General features: G+C 44.9%; 13 protein-coding genes. 1 reads left to right on the forward strand and 12 read right to left on the reverse strand.

The genetic code is table 11. From position 1 onward, the window contains the following. Positions 1 to 367: 367 nt before the first annotated feature. From AABK40_RS14680 to AABK40_RS14725, 10 genes are all read right to left on the reverse strand, one after another. Positions 368 to 943 carry an electron transport complex protein RnfA gene (locus AABK40_RS14680; RefSeq protein WP_338398596.1) on the reverse strand — a complete coding sequence of 192 codons (576 nt, stop codon included), beginning with the start codon at positions 941 to 943 and terminating at the stop codon, positions 368 to 370. Next, complete coding sequence (locus AABK40_RS14685; RefSeq protein WP_332921045.1) at positions 937 to 1599, reverse strand: electron transport complex subunit E; 663 nt, start codon at positions 1597 to 1599, stop codon at positions 937 to 939. Before AABK40_RS14685 ends, AABK40_RS14680 begins: the two co-directional genes overlap by 7 nt. A 4-nt stretch (positions 1600 to 1603) precedes the next feature. Continuing rightward, positions 1604 to 2317, reverse strand: coding sequence for an RnfABCDGE type electron transport complex subunit G (locus AABK40_RS14690; RefSeq protein WP_338398440.1), 714 nt, complete (start codon positions 2315 to 2317; stop codon positions 1604 to 1606). A gap of 235 nt (positions 2318 to 2552) precedes the next feature. Further along, positions 2553 to 3551, reverse strand: coding sequence for an RnfABCDGE type electron transport complex subunit D (locus AABK40_RS14695; protein WP_338398441.1), 999 nt, complete (start codon positions 3549 to 3551; stop codon positions 2553 to 2555). After that, on the reverse strand, positions 3541 to 4884 hold the full coding sequence (gene rsxC / locus AABK40_RS14700; protein ID WP_338398442.1) for an electron transport complex subunit RsxC: 1344 nt from the start codon (positions 4882 to 4884) through the stop codon (positions 3541 to 3543). Before rsxC ends, AABK40_RS14695 begins: the two co-directional genes overlap by 11 nt. 112 nt (positions 4885 to 4996) lie before the next feature. Continuing rightward, on the reverse strand, positions 4997 to 9886 hold the full coding sequence (locus AABK40_RS14705) for a 2-oxoacid:acceptor oxidoreductase family protein (protein ID WP_338398443.1): 4890 nt from the start codon (positions 9884 to 9886) through the stop codon (positions 4997 to 4999). 1224 nt (positions 9887 to 11110) lie between these two features. Further along, positions 11111 to 11491, reverse strand: a complete 381-nt coding sequence (locus AABK40_RS14710; protein WP_421953317.1) for a murein L,D-transpeptidase catalytic domain-containing protein — start codon at positions 11489 to 11491, stop codon at positions 11111 to 11113. A 171-nt stretch (positions 11492 to 11662) separates the two neighbouring features. Next, positions 11663 to 12682 (reverse strand): DUF4407 domain-containing protein, encoded by a 1020-nt coding sequence (locus AABK40_RS14715; protein ID WP_338398445.1) that lies wholly within the window; start codon positions 12680 to 12682, stop codon positions 11663 to 11665. Then, positions 12666 to 13187: a hypothetical protein gene (locus AABK40_RS14720; protein WP_338398446.1), complete on the reverse strand. Its 522-nt coding sequence runs from the start codon at positions 13185 to 13187 to the stop codon at positions 12666 to 12668. Before AABK40_RS14720 ends, AABK40_RS14715 begins: the two co-directional genes overlap by 17 nt. A 2-nt stretch (positions 13188 to 13189) precedes the next feature. Then, a complete protein-coding gene (locus AABK40_RS14725; protein ID WP_338398447.1) occupies positions 13190 to 13492 on the reverse strand; it encodes a hypothetical protein in 303 nt (100 codons plus the stop codon). Positions 13493 to 13959: 467 nt separating this feature from the next. On the opposite strand from AABK40_RS14725, the gene AABK40_RS14730 reads away from it, so the two are divergent. Then, positions 13960 to 14799, forward strand: a complete 840-nt coding sequence (locus AABK40_RS14730; RefSeq protein ID WP_332921036.1) for an alpha/beta hydrolase — start codon at positions 13960 to 13962, stop codon at positions 14797 to 14799. Between the two features lie 196 nt (positions 14800 to 14995). Here AABK40_RS14730 and AABK40_RS14735 read toward each other — a convergent pair whose 3' ends face one another. Both AABK40_RS14735 and AABK40_RS14740 read right to left on the reverse strand, forming a co-directional pair. Then, positions 14996 to 15430, reverse strand: coding sequence for a hypothetical protein (locus tag AABK40_RS14735; RefSeq protein ID WP_332921035.1), 435 nt, complete (start codon positions 15428 to 15430; stop codon positions 14996 to 14998). A 294-nt stretch (positions 15431 to 15724) separates the two neighbouring features. Next, entirely contained in the window at positions 15725 to 16585 is an 861-nt protein-coding gene (locus AABK40_RS14740) for an MYG1 family protein (RefSeq protein ID WP_338398449.1), read from the reverse strand. Positions 16586 to 16786 lie beyond the last annotated feature (201 nt).

Below are 16786 nucleotides of genomic sequence, written 5' to 3' on the forward strand. Positions count from 1 at the left end.
AATAGCTTTGGGTTTCAACCCGAAGAATATAAGTGGCATAAAAAAAATTAAGCATTGATGGTCAACAGCTATCCCGAGACAGTGTCTTGCGATAGAGAAAATTATCTGTTTTTAGGCTTTTCACAGTCTCCCTTACACTGACAGCCGGAGCATTTACCCCGACTTGAAAGGGCATCATTGCCTATTTCTTCTTTACTCAAAAAGACTTTGTTCCAGTAACTTTGTACCCAAAACCAAACGCACATCATGGTGCAGATGATCAAGGCGGTGATGATGAAAGATTTTATCATTTTTTTTTATTTATATTTCAGAACTATCACGAGACAGAGTCTCGCGATAGAAAAGGACGCTACGACCGATGGTTAATCTACATCCCTGAAAATCCCATAAAGGACAGCGATAAAATTCCCGCAATGAACAAGGTCAAGACCGTTCCACGGACTACTTTCGGGCTATTAGCAAAGGCGGTTTGCTCCCGAACGCCGGCCATCAAAATCAGGGCGATGGTAAATCCAACTCCAGCACCAAGGGCATAGAAAATACTTTGCACGAAGGTGTATCCTTTGGCGGTTTGGAACAAAACCAAACCGAGAATGGCGCAGTTGGTGGTGATCAATGGCAAAAAGATCCCAAGTGCCTGAAAGAGTGCCGGACTCATTTTTTTGATGAACATTTCCACTAACTGAACCGTCGAGGCGATCACGACAATAAAGCTGATCAGTTGCAGGTAAGGGGCATTGAGCCAAACCAACAGGGCATGAATTCCAAAACCACAGACGGCACTGATCAGCATCACAAAGGTGACGGCCAGTCCCATCTTTGAGGCGGTTTCATACTTTCCGGACACACCCAAGAATGGGCAGATCCCTAAAAAGTAGGCCAGCACAAAATTGTTGATCAGGCAGGCATTGATGAATATTCTCCAAACAGACTCACTCATGATCCTTTGGGTTTACGTTTTAAAACATTGAAAAAAAACAGCCACAAAGCGAGGGTGAAAAATCCTCCCGCAGGCAGGATCATAATGATCCATGGCTGAAACTGCTCGGGCATCAGCGTGTAGCCGAAAATTCCTCCGTCGCCCAAGAGCTCACGCACCACACCCAAACACAACAAGGCAAAGGTGAAGCCGACGCCCATGCCGAGGGCATCCATAATGGATTTGCCGACGCCATTTTTGGAAGCGAAAGCCTCTGCCCTACTCAAGATCAGGCAATTCACTACGATCAAGGAGATGAAAGCGCCCAAGCTTTTGTGCAGTTCGACGCTGATCGCCTGAATGGCGTAATCGGTGACGGTTACGAAGGTGGCGATGATCAAAATATAGGAAGAGATCCGCACCTGTTTGGGAATGAAATTCCGCAAAAGCGAAATCAAAATATTGGACATCAACAGCACAAACGCCGTTGCCAGTCCCATCGCCAGCGCATTGCCGGCGGTGTTGGTGACGGCCAGCACCGGACACATGCCGAGCACCTGTACAAAGACAGGGTTTTCTTTCCATAGCCCCTTGATAAATTCATCCGTTGATCCGGCAGCTTTTTTCTGCTTTGGTGGCTGAACTTTCTGAGGCGCTTCTATTTCTACGGGTATAGGCATCGGCTCAAGGGTTTTGGTTTAACATCTTTGATAACTGCTCGCGGTGCTGCTGAATCATCGGCAGGTAATGGCTGCTGCTCTTTTGCAGAATCTCGCCTATGGTTCGGGAAGAAATCGTCGCTCCAGTGATACCATCAATCTCATAAGGATTTTGTTTTTCCCCATGCTTGACGGTTGTGATAGGATGCTGCAAAGCTGTTTTAGCTTCATTCAGCTGCGCATCCAAGGCCTCGAAATTGGCGACAAAAGCAGGATCTTTCTCGATCTTGTCTCCCAGGCCAGGAGTTTCCTTGCTTTCCAAAACATACAGTCCAACGATCTGCTGCTTATCCAAATCATATCCATACAAAATATGGATCAAATCCGCATAGCCCTGACCATGCGCCATGATCGCCACTCCCTTGAGTTCATTGTCCGCATTATAACCGGCAAAAATATAGTCTTTACCTTTTTCTTGCTCGGTCGCTGCCCGAAAGCCGCCATCGGCAAGCACTTCAAACAGCTGCACCTGAGAGATATTCGGAATCACCTTAAAGATCGCCCCCTGCAATGCCTCGGCTTTGAGCTTGGCAATGCGCGGGGCAGTCCCTTCGAAGGTCAGCACAATCAGCAAGGCGCAGGCAATACCGATACTGACCATCGTAACGAGCATCTTGTTGCTGTTATCGACCGGCACGGCTTCTTCCTGCTGCTTGGTTTTATTTATTGTCTCTGTCATTACTTCAAAAAATTTATTCCGTTCCGGTCAGGCACATAGGCTTGACCTTCTACTGTCTTGTCAAACATATAGTGTCGATACTTTTTTGACCATGATTTACTTGATTTAAAGGATTACCATGATTTTTATAATTTGTATAGCCGAAAATAAATCCTAAAATCCTTTTTAATCATGATAATCAAGGTCTTAAATCCAACATACTAACACGACAAATAATAATTGATGAATCACTTAATCACGTCCCATAAACCCGATCCTTGACCATCCGGTCGATATGCGGAGAAATCGCATTGGCCAATAGAATCGCATACATCACCCCTTCGGGCAAACCACCCCAAGAGCGAATCACCACCACCATCAAACCAATGAATACTGCATAGATCCACATGCCTTTGTTGGTCATCGGCGAGCCGACCATATCCGTTGCCATGAACACCGCACCCAACATCAAGCCGCCACTCAATACCATGAATTGTGGGGGCGCAAACGTTGTTGCATCTATCAAATAAAGTGCGCCACTGAGTAAAAATACTGTTGCGATAATGCCCACCGGAACGCGCCAATTGATGATGCCCCGATACCACAGATAAATTCCGCCGACCAAAATCAAAAAGGCGGATGTTTCACCCAGTGAACCACTGACAAAACCAAAGGCAAGGTCATTGGCGGAGGCGACCACCTGATCGAATTTGAAGGCAGACAAAGGCGTTGCGCCTGAGACACCGTCAAATACAGGCTGAAAAAATGGCGTAGTGAACAAGGATGACGGCAGGCTTTGGAAGCGATCCGCCTGCATGGCAGGATACCAGGTGGTGATCGCCACCGGAAAGGCAGCCTGCAAAACGGCTCTTGCTACCAATGCCGGATTGAACACGTTATTGCCCAAACCACCGAAAGCCATTTTTCCCAAAGCAATGGCAATAAAGCCCCCGACTGCGGCCATCCACAAGGGAAAGATCGGCGGAAGGGTCAAGCCCAAGAGCAATCCGGTGATGATCGCCGAACTGTCGGTCAGGCTGTTGTGGTTGCCGGCTATCTGATTGATTAAAAATTCAGTAATCAGACAGGAAAGCACCGTTGTTGCCAGCACCCAGAAGGCGCATGAACCAAAAACAAAAACCGAAAAGATCGCCACGGGCAATAGGGCATAAACCACATGTCGCATGATCGTCGGCGTGTCCATCCCCTTTTTCAGGTGGGGAGAAGTTGTGATACGTAACGTTTTAGTGAGCATTGGCTTTCAATTTTTGTTTTCGAATGCTTGACTTTGACTGTCTGAAATATTGAACCAACGGAATATTGGACGGACATACATAGGCGCATGATCCGCATTCAAAACAATCCATAATGTGCTCCTGATCGAGCATCTCTTGATAGGCTTCATGCTTGGCCAAAATGCCCATGCGTGAAGGGTTAAGGCTCATTGGGCAAGCTTGCACGCAGGCACCACACTTGATACAAGCCATCGGCTTGCCTTGCTTTTTGGTTTCCCCTTCGGTAAAAACCACGATGCCCGAAGTGCCTTTGGTGATGCTGATATCCAAGTTCGATACCGACATGCCCATCATCGGACCACCCATATACACTTCAGAAATATTATCGGCAACGCCCACTTCTTCCAAGGCAAAACGCAAAGGCGTCCCGATCGGAATCAGATAATTGCCTTTCTTCTTGACACCAGGACCGGTGATCGTAACCACCCTTTCCTGAATGCCATGACCATAAGGCAACAGTCGGCCGATCTCGGCGCAGGTAGCAATATTGACCACTACCACGCCTACATCTATCGGTAATCCTCCGGAAGGAACTTCACGATCCAGCACCGATTTGATCAGCATCTTTTCTGCGCCCTGCGGATATTTGACCGGCACCACTTTTACCTCCACCGGTAATCCTTCGGGAATATTATTTTGTAAATGTTCGGCCGCATCGAGTTTGTTGGCTTCGATACCAATGATCACCCGCTCGGCTTGAGTAGAACGCAACAGATAACGGATACCCATAAAAATATCGCTCGACTGCTCTAACATCACCCGGTGATCGGTAGTTAGATAAGGCTCGCACTCAATGCCGTTAAGCATCAGTACTTCACATTTTTTTCCATCAGGTACTTTTAATTTAACATGCGTAGGAAAAGCCGCACCGCCAAGCCCGACAATACCTGCCTGCTGAACACCCGCCAAAATTTCATCTTGATTGCTCGTGCGCCAGTCCACGCCATGCCCTGCCGGAACCTCCTGTCCCGAAAAAGGAAATGCCTCCAAATAAATGCCTTCACAACGATTGCCTGAAAGTGTATGCACGAGCCCGATCTTTTTGATCACGCCACTGACGGGCGCATGGATCGGCACGGACATATAGCCGTTGGCCTTGGCAATCAATTGCCCACGACTGACCTCCTGCCCTTCCTTGACCACCACCTGCGAAGGAGCACCAAGGTGCTGCGCCATCGGGATGATCATCACCGGAGCAAAGGGAAACTGCTTGATTTTCATCGTGCAGGTGTCGTCCTTGTGCTCGGGAGGATGAACGCCGTGTTTAAATGTATTTTTTGAAAAATTAAACATAGAACTCCTATCGATCTTTGATTGGGGATTGGGTTTGTGGTTGATTAAAAAAAAGGTAGGGACGTTGCATGCAACGTCCGTACATAAATCATTAATAATTAATCACTAATCATTAGTTAAACCTCTCCCCTCTTTCTACCCATTTCTTCATTTCCTTGCCAGTCAGATCTTTCGGCAAGCCCGGATGCAAGACCCCTGCGGTACATTTCTCCGCCGCTTTGACTAAGTCCTGATAACTTCCGGCATTGGCATCTTTGATGAAGGCTTTTTTCTCCTCATTATAGCAGAACATTTTGCCATTAATCTTGATGCATTCATCGCAACTGCTGCAATCTTCGGTTTCGATATAAGGCGCTACATATTCGCCCTCGGCAGAAACGTTTTCCTCCGTTGATGCTTCGGTTGTTCCGTTTACCAAATCAGCAATCTGTAAGCCTTCGCCACCAGCCAATTTCATCAAACCTTGAGCGATATTTCCTACAACTTCCGCACGGATCTTATCGGTCATGTCTTCAGCTTCCGGCGCAACACCGGCAATGTCTTTCAACATCAACCAGAAATCACGGCGCTCTTCACAGGACTGAACAATCGGCTCGGCCACCAAAACTCTTGTCAGGTGCGACTTGCGATCTACTGCCCAGATGAATGGAAATTTTCCTTCTCGGTCGTCAGCATCCATCGCAAGGAAGTCCACCAAAGGAACCATCGTATCGTTCCAGGTGTCGCGTGGTGCTTTGCGGAAATGCTTACGGAAACGTGCTTCAGTCAATGCAAAATCAGCAAAGGTCATCGACAGCTCCATGCTTTTCTCCACCTCATTCTCTTTGTATTTGAGGGTATAGCTTGGCCAGTCTTGGAACATATCAGGGTTGCCCGACAGGTCGAAATTCTCTTTCGGTGTGGTGCCCAAATCAGGATTGTATTTGAAGATCGGATAGGTACGTGACTCTACCGCCAACTTCGCCTGATGTACACCCAAGTCATCAGCTACGCCATGCTCGGGCTGACAAGTACTGTACAGGTTGAACAAAGCAGGACGCTTGGTCATCAGTCCGTCGATGAATCCTTCGATCATGTGGGAGGTATTCGACATGGTCGATTGCATCACATAAGTGTTGCGGTGTGCCATAGCGATCAGCCCGATTTCTTTACGAGGCTCGGCTTTACCTTTACCCACTTTACCGTATTGCGCCATATCTGATACCTGACCAATAAAGCCAGAGGTACAAGCCTGTCCGCCAGTATTCGAATACACCTGCGTATCAACGACAATTACTTTGATCGGCTTACCCGATGCCATCATGCGGGAAAGGTTTTGGAATCCGATGTCATACATCGAGCCATCACCACCCAAAGCAACAACCGGAGGACACAAATGCCACTCTTCCTCGGTGAATTGTTGCCAGTTGAAATAGGTAAAGAAAGCATCATGCTCGTCGGGACGATATTTGCCTTCGAGTTCCAGCTCGGCTTTGCGGATGGTGCGGAAGCCATCGGCCATCTTGGCCATATGCCCTTCGAAAATACCCATGGCCATCGAAGTAGAATCTTGGAACAGGTGATTCGCCCACGGGAATGGATAAGGGTTGAATGGATAGGTCGATCCCCAAACCGAGGTACAGCCCGTCGCATTGCTCATTCCCATATTCGCGCGACCATTGCCGGTCGTTCCCGAAGTATACTTCCACTTAAGGTTTTTGAGTTTTTGAACGAGTTGCGTAGTACTTCTCAGCCATTCCTGATCGATTGGCTCACCACCATTTTCGAGTTCAATTTGTCGGGTGATCTCGCCCATGGTCAGATCGCTGTCTTTCATGCGATCCATGATTTTGGACATCACTTCCGAATCACTCAAGTCCACGGTTTTGACCAGCTTCAATTGAATGTGTTGCTCCAGCTTACCGATCAGTTCGGTCAAATAATCCACATGCTTTTTCACACGAGGGATCATCAATGACTGCACCGTTGCGGTGAACAGATGTACGATTGATTTTTCCGAACAACCCAGACAGGCACCATCACCCGAAGCCAGATTCATATAAGCTTCTTTATTTAATAGGAGTGTTTCGAGTGCTCCGATTTTTTCTTCGAGGTTGTCAATGCGGCTGTACTCTTCCGGTGTATTCGGAAGCGCCTCCCACAATTGCCAGTCTTTGCGCAAAGCGGCTACTCCATCTTCTGTTTGGGTGATTGGGCGCAAGGCGTCATCTTCACAAACTTCAACGCATTCCATACAGCCTTTACAGGTTTGTGGATTAAGCGTGATGCTGAACAATCCACCGCTGTTTGGTTTTTTCTTTTCTTTTAAGTGGAAATACGGGCGTGTCAGGGCAAATTTGAATCCACCCAAAACGGATTTGAAATTGTGCAGCTCGGAAATCAAATCTTGGTTATCCGCATTGGCGCCAATCATTTCATCCACCTTGCGATGCAACAATTCATTGACCGTTTCCTCTTCATGTTTATTGAGCATCGCCTCCCGCATCTCTTTCTCCATAGAGCGCACGGCTTTTTGCAAATGTACAGGTTTTCCAAATCGTTTTGTTACCTGCTTAACCACGGTATTCAACACATCACCGACCGATGATACCAAGCCAGGCAGTGCGGTATCAGGACAGGCGGTGTAACATTTCCCACAAGCGGTACAGTTATCAGCCACCCACTCCGGATGCTCAAAACGGATACCGGTCATGTCACGGAAAAGTGCCGTGGTGGCCGGCATCACACTCAAACCAATGAATGGATCGGTCAGGTTGTCGTTACCCATTCCACGGAGGTAGAAATTACCCGTTTGCTCCCAGAAGCGGTGAATATCCGACAGCTTGCTTTCGCTCTGTGGTTTTTGCTTCAGAATCGTTGGGATGGTTTGCGCCTGTACATCCTCCATCATCGGATCAATGGTGGTGATCTCTTTATTGGTGATTTCATGCACTTCGGTGAAACCACGTTTCACCACCCGCATGTTATCCTCTACCACGCGCTGACCTTTTGCCCCAAATTTATGTTGCAACTGATCTTCGATGGCCTTGAGCAACTTTTCGTCCGACAATCCTGCTTTTTCCATCAAAGGAGAAGCCGAGAAGAACGCTCCTTGGAAGGCAATCCCTTGCATTCTCAATTGCAATTCGGGATCGGTTGCCTCTTCACGGGCAATTTTAAATCCGTCGATATAGAAAATTCGGATTTCCTGATCGATGATCAGTTTTTGATAATGCTTCGGAATATCCGCCCATACTTCTTCCGGTGTATCTTTATCACTTTGGATAATGAAGCTACCGCCTTTTTTCAGACCGGCAAGGGCATTGGTGTGTTTGAATACATTTGGATCCGGCGACAAGACCACATCCACAAAATAATATTCACAATTGATACGGATCGGCTCCGGTGAAGCAGCGAGGTAGTAAGTTGTTGGCTGACCTTTTTTCTCCGATCCGTATTTTGGATTGGCTTTGATGTCATAACCCAGCAATTCAAAGAGGGTCATGGCCAAATTCTTACCAGTAGTGATCGCTCCCCATCCACCAACAGAGTGGAAACGAACCGTTACCGCACCCTTTGGCATCAGATTCGGATTCTCCGATCCACGTACGGACAATTGTTTGATATTGGGATAAGCCTCCTCGATTGTTTCTTGATGTGCTCTTTGTTTTGGAGTGAAAGCATTTTCACGAATAAAGTCAATCGACAAATAGAATTGCTTTTTCTTCGGACCATCGGGCAACATGTTTTCAATCGCTCCGATGATACCCTCAGGCTGCAAATCACGGCTACCCATTCCGAAAGATCCGCTGTACAAAGCAGGCATTTCTTTCGCATGATAAGAAGCCAACTTCGGATAAGGCTTATCATGTTTATGCGCTCCATTCTCCAGACATTTGGAAGCAACCGCACGAAGCTCTCGCATGATCGGCGCATCTTCTGCCAATGGCTGATCCAAACGCTCCAGTACCACAACGCCTTTTTTACCTTTTATAATATCACCAATCAAATCAGCAGGGAACGGACGGAACATCACCAAGTCCACCACACCCACTTTGATACCGCGCGTCTCGCGGATATAATCCACTACTGCCTCAGCACTCGACACCACACTGCCCTGACCAATGATCAGGTAATCCGCATCGGATGCTTTATAGGTCATCACGCGGGAATAGCAACGACCGGTGAGTTCATAAAATTCAGAAAACGCCTGATCGGTCAGCTCTTGAATATGGTCAAAGAAGAACGGACGTTGTGCCGCCACGGACTGCATATAAGAATCTTGATTCTGAACGATACCTGCCATCAGTGGATTGTCCACATCCCAAACTTCGGGGATGCGTCGGCGTGTTGGCCCGTAGATAATTTCCTGTGCAGGGGTTGGGGTATTGATGATGTCGTCCGGACAGCCGAGGTATTCTTTGATCAATTCGCGCTCCGGCAAGTTAAGCGACTCGATCAGGTGAGTGGTCAAGAAACCATCCTGAGCGATAACGCCAGGGGTGAGCGCCAACTCGGCAATGCGGTGAGAGATAATGTTCAGGTCAGCTACGTGCTGTGCTTTTTTTGCAAAAAGCTGAAAGAAACCGGTATCATCAATGGCATGGTAATCATCGTGTCCGGCGTGAACGTTGAGCGTAGATTTGGTCATCGCACGTGCACCAATATTGAGTACGTAAGTCAGTCGTTTACCCACCGCCGCATAAAGTGACTCATGCATATAGGCGATCCCCTGTCCAGAGGAAAAGTTCGCCGCACGTTGTCCGGTCATTGAAAGCCCCGCCGTTACTGCGGCAGCGGCATGTTCGCCCTCAGGCTCAATGAAAATAAGCGGTTTATCAGAGATGTTGAGATGTCCTTTGGCTGCTTCTTCTGCCCAGTACTCTCCCATTTGGGTGGAGGGGGTGATTGGATATGCACCTGCGGCGTCCGAAGACTCTCTTTCACACATGATGGCGGCGGTATTCCCGTCCATAGCCACACGTACCCCAGGGTACTTGAATTCGGCTTTTTTCGACTTCATACAGATATGGTTGCTTTATTGAAAAAATATTATCTATCTATAAAAATTCATCACCCATATCGCATCGCACCTGTGTTCGCAAATGCACGGATATTCTTTTTAGGGATGAAATAAGTTCTGCTAAGGAGGGACTTGTGCCTGTCGGTACGGACGTTGCATGCAACGTCCCTACAAGAGATTGGGCTATAAAAAAAGACATAGCAATCCCATTGATGAAAAATTCACTTTTCAAATTCAGGTTTAAGCTCGGATCGTTAAATGTTTTTATGCCTGACGGCATATAAGACAGACACTGCATGCAGTGTCTCTACGACAATTGCGATCCCTCACCTCCAATAAAATTTCACTAACCAAATGATCGGCAGACTGCCCAATCATCGACACCGCCTGCGGTGCCCACTTGCATTACTATATAAAGCGCCCCGTCGGGCAGATAAAAATTAAAGGCTTGACTGTTCCTCCACTACCGAAACATATATACCTGCGTCAAGCAATTTTTTTAAAAGTCATCTTATGATAGTAGGTTTCTTGAGTTCCTATGATTTAATGTAATCAAAAAAATGATCCCCGTCACTGATAATTGTCAGCTGGCGGGGCGATTTTAATCAACGCTATGGATTGATGAAAAATTAAAGAACACATTTCCCCCTTCTACTGCCTTTGATTGAGGGTATATACCTGAAAAATTAATTTAGACTGAAGTTAAATTATGGGAAATCAACTATTGGATAACCAAAATTTAAAAAGTAAATATAGAAGAGGGAATGAAAGGCACGCATCAGTGTGTGGTATTATTTGGAACAGATTAGCCATAACTCCCGGTTGTAAATTCAAAAAAAAAAGCCTTGAGGATCAAACTCAAGGCTTCTTTGTATTAGAGGATACTTCCTCCTTATTATGATAATTTTGTACCTACCGGTACGGGGCTGTCGCACAACTCACTTCTTTGAATTTAGTGCAAAATATTATTTCGTGAGCTGTACGGATGCACCTACGTGTGTATCCAAACCATCCAAAATTTATGATGACTAGGGCAGACACATAGGTCAGCCCATACAGTGGCCAAATAAAATTTCGTGGTGTATTATCGGATTATGGTTGTGAAACAGCCCCCTACAAAACGTATTCGCCAAATATAGAATAAACTACTCCTCCACCGCAACCACTGGCGGCCTGCTCTGATAAATCCAAAATAAAACAGGTCGTCGGCTATTTTTCAATTTCTTATCTAAATACCTCATTGCTTACCGCCGGGCAGCCCCAGCCTTCAGCTGTGCCGTCGGGATAAGGTTCTTGATCCAAAACCTGTTCCCAAGAGTGCAAAACGATATCTCTTCGGTTGGCATTGCTGTTGGTCTTCTCCAAACCATGCATACGGTAATTGACATGAATGCCCCAGTTGCTCCATCCCCGCTTACCGATTTTGTATTTGCCCAAAGAGGATTTATGGCTCTCAGGGATATTGGAAAATACAGGATTGGTCTTGCTCTGATCGGCCCCCCACCAGCTTTCGCCGCAACCATGCGACACCAGCGCGGAACGCTCAATGCGATCATTATTAAAATCATAAACAAACAAACGGTACTTACCCGAATGAACAGACATATCGACTAAAATTGCGAAGTCGGTGTTGAAGCCTTTTTGTCGGCAAAAACGCAAGGCTTCCTCCGATCGAATTTCGGGCGTCGGTGCTGATGTTTACTGATCGGCTTTTTCAGCAGAACTGCAAGCGAATAGAAGTAATAGAGGAAATAGGATGTTGGGGATTTGGATCATTTAGTCTTGATGTTGTTGTTTAGTATAAATTAGGTCATCTGTAACGACCTCTTCACGCAAATTGCGGATCATTTGCTCCTTTTGTGCTTGTAGCTTACTGTCATAATCCGTTTGTCCACTGGTGGCAAAGAGCACCAATAATTCGATCATCAAGACCAACACAAACCAAATCAACCAAAAGATCATTGCTACTACGGAATCAGAAAGCACTTTAACCATGATATTCAGTTCATCCAAAAGACCTTTACGCTCCATTAATTTTTGACGAATATCGTCTCGCATAGAAGTTAGTTCTGCCAATTTTTTTGTTTTAGCTTCTTCTTTCTCTCCAATGATTTTCTTCAGGTTCTCAATGCTATTGTACAAACCTTGATTAATGGTTGTGTTCGACTCTGAAAGCCTTCTTTCATAGTAGATGGAATCGCGCTCGGTATTGTTGGGCCCTGCCACTTTAACCGTATGTGGAACATTTACATATTTATAGTTCTTCGTATTTGGATTCTTCTCAAACTTACGATTGACAACATCCAAATCAGCCCTGTATTTACCCAAAAGCGAGTCTAATTCTTGCACTTCAGACTTAATAATTAAGGACCTGCTATCATACACTTCATCTGCCCGCTTGGTGATATAGGTTTCGCGCTCCAACTCGATATCCTCTTGAAATAATTTCTGGTCAATCAAGACTGCACCGACCAAGGCCATACACAAGGCCATGATAATCCTGGGCATTTTAACCCATTTATTATCCACCACCTTCAAGACCAGCTGTCGCTCAATCCAAGTGACCATCAGCACCATCAAGGCTCCTGAAACAATGGGACCAATCAAAGAGGACTCGTTGATATAGGTCTGATAAAAAGAGAACCCAATAAAAAACCAAAGTATGGATACCAACATCAATGCTGAGCCAATTTTCTTGATTTTGGATTTACTAAGTTCCGAACAACTATTGATCACCTCGTAGTTAATTGAACATAGGAAACAACTGAACTGTAAAAATCTATCTTTCTTTCTCATTCTCTCTAATTTTTTGGATAAAGCCAGCTTCGTATTTTTTCAATGAATTTCTAAATATTGATCCTTCCTCAGAAATTGATGCTTTAATCTGCTGCAACTCATCAATGGACATGTTGTGCTTTTTCTTTTTGACCTCAAGATCTTCGGCAATCTGATCCAACAAATTTTTCCGATTGAAATCTATACGGTGTTCCAACTCGCGCAACTCCATCTCATATTTTAGTCTCAACTCTTGAATGCGTAGATTGAAATCATCGACAATCACATTCTTCATCAAAGCAAGATTGGACAATTCTGGATTTTTAATAGCATCCTCAAATCCCCTTTGCTGCCAATCTTGTCTTAAATAGGAGTAAACATCTGAAATATTTCTGAAATCATCGTTGTCCGCTTCATCTTCATCAACCATCTTGATGGTTACTTTTTCCTCCGGATCATTTTCATCTATAAAAAGGGTTTTAACTGGTGTCTTCTTTTGTCCGAATATTCGAGATAATAAACTCATTTTCAATCTATATATTTAGTTACAACTTTAAATTTCGCATGTCCATTTTTATGACATTCCTGACAGAGCGTAATCAGGTTAGACTTGGGATAACACCATGGATCTACGTGCCGATCAAGGGTTTTTGACCACCAATATTGCCGGTGATGAACCACTAAATGTTCCTTCGACCCACAGCAAAGGCATTTCCCCTGATCACGGTTGATGATTTCCAAGCGCTTTCGCTTCCACCTTTCATCGTTAAGGTAAGTCTCATAGGTATGATGATCAGCCTTTACATTCTGCAACAACACTTCCTCTTTCATAAGTATGCATTTGTTGCTATTGAAATGATTAACCTGTACTGCTTGAACTCCTTTTTTATTTGGAGCATCTGCTGCGCTATATTCTCAAAAAAAACGGCTGTCATTGATTTGCACCTCTAATGATTAAATGATTGTTTTCATTAACTATGATGCAAAAATGAACAGCCTTGATGCACTGAAAATGCACTGAGAATTATTTATGCTGTTTATTGACAAGTCTATTTACAATTGGCTTGGCAGGTACATGACACAGGGGGTTATCAGTGGTATTTTGCAATTCGGACTTCGAAAATGCTTCATCGCCAATTTTAGATAGAGAGATTCCCCATAAATTAAACCTTCTATTTTGTATTGATTTGCCGAAAAGATTCACCGACCTTAGGAGGGCGTTTAAAGCTTAGATACAATCACGAATTTTAAGCCGTGAACACATGATTAATTTTTTTCTAAAACTACATCTTTTGACAATGAAAAAGCTTCAACAACAGGCCGTCTTGACCACCATCCTGTTTTTATTTTTCACCTCCCCCATTTTTGCTCAAAAAGCCCATTATAAGCTACTTGAGAAAATTCCTTATTACAGCAAAAAGGAAATGCGTTCAGACGACTACATGAAATCTCAATGTCGTTTGAAAATCTATTATCCTGAAGACAAAAAAGATTTTGCCACGGTCGTTTGGTTTCATGGTGGAGGACTTAGTGGAGGCGACAATGATATTCCCGCAGGACTCAAGAATCAGGGAGTAGCAGTGGTATCTGTTCAATATCGTTTTCATCCCAAGGTAAAAAGCCCAGTATATGTGGAAGATGCAGCCGCTTCGGTAGCGTGGGTATTCAAACATATCAAGGAATACAATGGCGATCCATCAAAAATTTTTCTTTCTGGCCACAGTGCTGGCGGTTACCTGGACATGATGGTGGGGCTGGACAAAAAATACCTGGCCAAATATAATATTGATGCCAATGATATTGCGGGAATGATCCCTTTGAGCGGTCATACCATCACGCATTTTACCATTCGCAAAGAAAGGGGCATTGATGGTAAAACGCCAATTATCGATGATATGGCACCGCTTTACCACTGCCGAAAAGATGCTTCGCCATTATTGCTAATTACCGGAGACAGACATTTAGAACTTCTTGGCCGCCAGGAGGAAAATGCTTATATGTATCGCATGATGAAAGTTAATGGCGCAACGGATGTCCACTTACTTGAACTGCAAGGGTACAATCATGGCATCATCAAGCCCGGTTGTCCTTTGGTCATCAATGAGGTGCACCGAATTCTAAAGAAAAACAGTAAGTAGGCGACAAGTCAAATCGCGGTGGCACCATTCCGATGAAAATTAGCAGTAACCTAAAACAAGTACCTAAAATTCAGTGATTCACCTGTTTGCCGACATTTGAAGACTCAATCTGCTGACAAATAAAGAGCCCGCAAGGATACGATTCCATTGCGGGTTTTTTTATGAAATCATGCTTAGAAAAATGCATCAACCGCGCTTAACAGTTTGTAGCCCTACCGCTTTGCTCCTCCAAACAAGGCGGTGCAGGCACACATGATGGCGACTTCATTATGCTTGGAATTTGATAGTCTTCAATCCGTGGATTAACATCGGGAATATTTACAGGAAATGGGTGTTCTTTCAAAGTGTTGTGGTAGCTAAAAACAAAATACTGCACCGAAGGAAACAAGGAGGTTGCCTTTTGGTGAAGCTCTGCACTTACCCCTACCGACCACCAGAGCTGAATTTGTGCCCATGTATTTGCCTCCTCATCGGCCTCATAATCTACCAGCATTTCCACCTCGAGAGCTAAATTATTCAAGGTAATAAACTGCTGATCTGCCAAATGCTGACGTAAACTTTTTTGATTGTCAAGAAAAAAACTCCCGACCAGAAGAGCCATCGTAAATAGGGAAAATAACAGGAGACGCATGGTAGTAATTTTTGATATCTACCTGAAGATAGTAATTTGGTTGAATCTTAAACAATTTTATTTCACCTTTTTGATAAACGGTCAAATGGGCTATTTTTTTGGGGAATTTGTTTTATTTATCAACCATTCAGCACCCAAAAACACCTTGCAACCAATCAGTTACCAACCAAAGCCAATTCGAAACAAATGCCTGAGGTGCGTTCGTTATTTTGCGCGTAAATATCTACAAAGTCTTTTAATGCCAATCATCGGTGAATACTTAAAATGCCGTGCAACAAAGAGGGCTTGTTATTATCAGGCTGTTTCCTTCTTCCCTTGAAAGCAGTTGATCACCTGCTTCAGTTCAGCTTCAGAAGTACAATAGAGCAACCCTCTATCAGGGATATGCTGGGCATTGACTTTCAGTTGCTGTAATTTCTGCCTAACGGCTGGCCGATACTGCACACAGAACTGATTCCCCGTGCGGAAACAGATCATCTCCTTTTTGGGAAACAACGACCGCCAGTTGGGCATGGGTTGCTTTAGCGACATCCAGGCATCTCCTTCCTGTAAAACAAATGCCTGTGGATCGTTTGCCATGTCCCAACGCAAAGCAGCCGTTTCCATCCAGTTTTTGAGCATTTCTTTAGCCAACAGCACCAACACCTCAAAACGGCTATTCTGCTCCTTTTCACTATCCGTTGAATGGTGGTTCATCTCCCTGATCAGCTGATTAAGGTGCATCACGCCATTTTGGGAAAATTCAGATTTGTACCATTTATCATGGGCATCGGCAATTCCTCGGTCGAAATAATCAATCCCACTCAATTTTTTAAACACCCCATTATAAATCGCATGGCACTTTTCAGCACCATAGGCTTTGGCTTTCAGCAAGCTCCCCCCTTTGTATTGCCACAACATCACGCAGCTGCAGGCCAAATCCTTGTCCTGATGGTGGTCGAAATCATTGGTGTCGGGGTCAAAGGTTCCCCCGACATCTATCGTCCATACTGCATTTGATTTATTTTTCACTGCTGAAATACGGTCAGCATCGCGTGTCCTGACAATCTTTGTCTGATACTGAAACGCTTCGGCATACAGCAGGCCAATGGCGGTAGCAAAAATTTCGTCGGCATGAAAATGTCCGTCATGGGTAATTAGTGTAATCGTCTTCAAAGTTCCTTTCGTTTGGTAGTTGATATAGAAGCTGAAACAAAGGTGAACACTCAAAAGGAAAAGGAAGTGCAATGACAGATTTCACGAAAAAAACCACTGAAAATAAATTCAGTGGTTTTTCAATACTTTCAATAATAGTGTGAATCGCAGGCTTCTGGCGATCACGTTTGTGCACTTTCCCTCACGGGCAAGTGCCTATTA

It is taken from the genome of Persicobacter psychrovividus, from assembly GCF_036492425.1.
Taxonomy (GTDB): domain Bacteria; phylum Bacteroidota; class Bacteroidia; order Cytophagales; family Cyclobacteriaceae; genus Persicobacter; species Persicobacter psychrovividus.

Bases quoted from the DNA above. Each gene is read 5' to 3' on its own strand.
- AABK40_RS14685 (WP_332921045.1), bottom strand. From the start codon at position 1,599: ATGCCTATACCCGTAGAAATAGAAGCGCCTCAGAAAGTTCAGCCACCA.
- AABK40_RS14690 (WP_338398440.1), bottom strand. From the start codon at position 2,317: ATGACAGAGACAATAAATAAAACCAAGCAGCAGGAAGAAGCCGTGCCG.
- AABK40_RS14695 (WP_338398441.1), bottom strand. From the start codon at position 3,551: ATGCTCACTAAAACGTTACGTATCACAACTTCTCCCCACCTGAAAAAG.
- rsxC (WP_338398442.1), bottom strand. From the start codon at position 4,884: ATGTTTAATTTTTCAAAAAATACATTTAAACACGGCGTTCATCCTCCC.
- AABK40_RS14705 (WP_338398443.1), bottom strand. From the start codon at position 9,886: ATGAAGTCGAAAAAAGCCGAATTCAAGTACCCTGGGGTACGTGTGGCT.
- AABK40_RS14710 (WP_421953317.1), bottom strand. From the start codon at position 11,491: ATGTCTGTTCATTCGGGTAAGTACCGTTTGTTTGTTTATGATTTTAAT.
- AABK40_RS14715 (WP_338398445.1), bottom strand. From the start codon at position 12,682: ATGAGAAAGAAAGATAGATTTTTACAGTTCAGTTGTTTCCTATGTTCA.
- AABK40_RS14720 (WP_338398446.1), bottom strand. From the start codon at position 13,187: ATGAGTTTATTATCTCGAATATTCGGACAAAAGAAGACACCAGTTAAA.
- AABK40_RS14725 (WP_338398447.1), bottom strand. From the start codon at position 13,492: ATGAAAGAGGAAGTGTTGTTGCAGAATGTAAAGGCTGATCATCATACC.
- AABK40_RS14730 (WP_332921036.1), top strand. From the start codon at position 13,960: ATGAAAAAGCTTCAACAACAGGCCGTCTTGACCACCATCCTGTTTTTA.
- AABK40_RS14735 (WP_332921035.1), bottom strand. From the start codon at position 15,430: ATGCGTCTCCTGTTATTTTCCCTATTTACGATGGCTCTTCTGGTCGGG.